At 39.1% G+C, this 2,714-nt stretch carries 7 protein-coding genes; 6 read left to right on the top strand and 1 reads right to left on the bottom strand.

Features of this window, described 5'->3' with window-relative positions:
- Positions 1 to 17: 17 nt before the first annotated feature.
- Positions 18 to 431: a hypothetical protein gene (locus tag Ga0466249_RS25675; protein WP_215832349.1), complete on the top strand. Its 414-nt coding sequence runs from the start codon at positions 18 to 20 to the stop codon at positions 429 to 431.
- Here Ga0466249_RS25675 and Ga0466249_RS25670 read toward each other — a convergent pair.
- Entirely contained in the window at positions 422 to 727 is a 306-nt protein-coding gene (locus Ga0466249_RS25670; protein ID WP_215832348.1) for a hypothetical protein, read from the bottom strand. The genes Ga0466249_RS25675 and Ga0466249_RS25670 overlap by 10 nt on opposite strands.
- Before the next feature lie 333 nt (positions 728 to 1,060).
- Here Ga0466249_RS25670 and Ga0466249_RS25665 point away from each other — a divergent pair, with 333 nt between their 5' ends.
- From Ga0466249_RS25665 to Ga0466249_RS25645, 5 genes are all read left to right on the top strand, one after another.
- A complete protein-coding gene (locus Ga0466249_RS25665) occupies positions 1,061 to 1,240 on the top strand; it encodes a hypothetical protein (protein ID WP_215832347.1) in 180 nt (59 codons plus the stop codon).
- Positions 1,237 to 1,383, top strand: coding sequence for a hypothetical protein (locus Ga0466249_RS25660; protein ID WP_215832346.1), 147 nt, complete (start codon positions 1,237 to 1,239; stop codon positions 1,381 to 1,383). The genes Ga0466249_RS25665 and Ga0466249_RS25660 overlap by 4 nt, the downstream gene beginning before the upstream one ends.
- A gap of 87 nt (positions 1,384 to 1,470) precedes the next feature.
- Complete coding sequence (locus tag Ga0466249_RS25655) at positions 1,471 to 1,779, top strand: hypothetical protein (RefSeq protein WP_215832345.1); 309 nt, start codon at positions 1,471 to 1,473, stop codon at positions 1,777 to 1,779.
- Positions 1,780 to 1,922: 143 nt separating this feature from the next.
- Positions 1,923 to 2,225, top strand: coding sequence for a hypothetical protein (locus Ga0466249_RS25650; protein WP_215832344.1), 303 nt, complete (start codon positions 1,923 to 1,925; stop codon positions 2,223 to 2,225).
- On the top strand, positions 2,215 to 2,714 hold a 500-nt coding region (locus tag Ga0466249_RS25645), incomplete at its 3' end, for a DUF1351 domain-containing protein (protein ID WP_215832343.1). The genes Ga0466249_RS25650 and Ga0466249_RS25645, both read left to right, overlap by 11 nt.

Genomic DNA, 2,714 nt, shown 5'->3' with positions numbered 1-2,714 from the left:
AAAGGAGGTGAAAATTCATGAACGAAGGCACAGAAAAAAACGTCACTACTGGTAATAGTGACGAGGCAAATTTCAAATGTTTACCAACAGACAAACATGTCAACGTACTTTTAGAACATTGTAAATTCGTGCAATACTGCCGCGATAACATCACGACACTGTCTGAAAGCGAATTTATTGCAATGGTAACCAATGTATCTCGTTGTCAGAGCGGACCGGAAACAGTACATAAACTGGCAAGCTTATATCCTCAATATTCTGTTGAGAAAGCAAATCAAAAAATTCTGCACGCGCTAAACAACATGAATCCGACAACCTGCGAATATATTAGAAATTCACTTGATTTTGAAGGTTGTCCGTCAGAAGGTTGTGGGATTAAAGCTCCTTGTGGATTTGTCCTTTCTAATAAGGTGATTTCTAACTATTGTTGACGGATGTCCAATTCTTTTAAGTAGGGATTCGTAACGTTATTTTTAATCCAGTTACAACCTTCATCCCAAAGATACCCGGCAGAATGCTCCAATATGATTTCTGTAACAAACAAGAACCTTTTCGGGAAAAACGGCAAAAAATCTTCATAAATTTCTTTAGCTGTTTTATTACTAACAATTAACCAAGAGTTTTCGTTAGCAACACCCTTACATTTATAAGTTGCAATTTTGTCATGTAATTTAAATAAACCTTTGTCTCTTGGATACCATTCGTAAATCAAAAGATAAGTATGCAATTCAGTTCACCTCCTTTAGAGGTAACGATTCGACAAAATCCATTAATTTCCTACGAAAGGAGGTGAACATTCACATGCCATGCGATTTCCATAGAAGCGAAGACGGACGCCTTGAATATGTCATATGTAGTCGAGGGCAACGAAAGGCCACACCTTGCCACTATTGCGGGAATCCAAGCACTACTTTATGTGATTACCCAGTTGGCAATGGTAAAACTTGTGACAAGCCAATGTGTAATAACTGCCGGACACATATAGGGCATGATTTAGATTTTTGTAAAGATCATAGCAATTCAGAAGATGTTCTTACTACTCAACAAAGGAGGCGAAACCATGATCATATCCGTTGAACTTAACGAAAAAGACACGGCCCGTGTACAGAAATTAATTGACACTGATGTTTTTAACCCTGGCAGTCTACCGCGTATAACTGCGAAAGAAGTGGTTGACTGGGCCGTAAAAATCGGGTTACAGGGTTTGCTGGAAAAAGCTGAAAGGAGGCGTAATACATGAATGTATTAGAGAGTGAAATTGTGAATGTACGATTCATCGATAAGTTTAAAGCCCAGACACGGTATGAGTGGACAGTCGTAAAAACAGTGCTATCGGTATTGATTGTTGTTTGCGAACTGTTGGCACTAGCGTTATGGGAATAAAAGAATCGCCTGCGTTGGCGCACAGACGATTCAAGGGTAATTAAAAATTGCTTGATTCGATTATATCACATCACGAAAGGGGCTGTCATGTTAAACGCAGATATTTCAAATCATCTGTTTAGATTACTGAATGATCCTGATTACCGCAGCGGTTACGCTTATGCAATTGATCGTGATTTCATATTTGACTTGTTTTCACCGACTGAATTAATTCGGTTGTCCGTAATATATCATTCGTTCGAATCATCACGTGCAGACGGAATTGCGTACTATTGTTGGGAACTTGCTTGCAGGAAAGAAGGTGTTTTGTTTGAAAGTTGTCCGAGCAACCGTAAGACAAGCCAAAAGGCTCCGCCGGCAACGTTGGTTAGAAATTGGACGAGTCGTTTTAATTAACGGGGCAATTGAGATTTTCATGGTCCAGCGAAGACATTGGAAATTGAGGAAGCAGTCTTAATTATTTTTGGCGCGGGCCGAAACTTCCCAAATTATGATATGTAAATGCAAGTAAAAATATACATGAATCGTAGGTGATTTAATTGTTCGAACGTTACATTATCGTAAGCAAAGGCATTGGCGTATATCTTGGCAGTTGTTTAGGGTTCTATTTTTGGTCAAAAATTGATGCTGTTGGTCAGGACTCAGCCATAGCTTTTCCTACTATAGATGCAGCAAGGAATTTTTTGAACGCTTATTCTACGAAATTTCCGGTTGGCGATTTTGTTAGCATTAAAAAAGTAATTACCAGCAATGAGTACTATGCATCAATTGCCGAATGTGTTGCTGTAGGAGTTCCTGATTGGTCAGAACAATTGAAACGAGGTGATTTTCTTGAAAAATGAAGTTGTATTATCAAGCGAGATTCCACCGGGATCAGCTGAAATGGAACCTAAGATCATTAAAGATGTCCATGAGTTTACTTGGAATTTCAGTGATATTAAAGCGAATTTATCCGGTTACATATCAAAGTATACTGGCCTAGTCGTTACCGAAGACAATCTAAAAGATATGGAAGCCGCGCAGAAAGAGATTGCCGGTGTCAGGACTAAAATCGACGGTTTTCGTAAAACAGTTAAGAAAAAGCTTGAAGAACCTTACAAACAATTTGAATCTGAAATCAAGGAATTGCAGGCGCTCATTGAGCAAGCTGAAAAACCGCTTAAAGAACAAATTGACAAATACGAAGAGGCCCGCGTTGTCAAACTGGAAAGTGAGCTGCTTACGTTTGCTGAAAATACTTCGAATAATTTAGGCTTGCGTCCAGAGTATGTCGGTAAGTTCTCTATTCAGTCGGCATGGATCAAGAGAACAGCTAAAATAACAACCACACG

Origin of the sequence: Pelorhabdus rhamnosifermentans, from assembly GCF_018835585.1 — a bacterium.
Classification (GTDB): Bacteria; Bacillota; Negativicutes; order UMGS1260; family UMGS1260; genus Pelorhabdus; species Pelorhabdus rhamnosifermentans.
The sequence above is the reverse complement of the archived record's forward strand: the minus strand, read 5'-3'. Positions and strand labels throughout refer to the sequence as shown.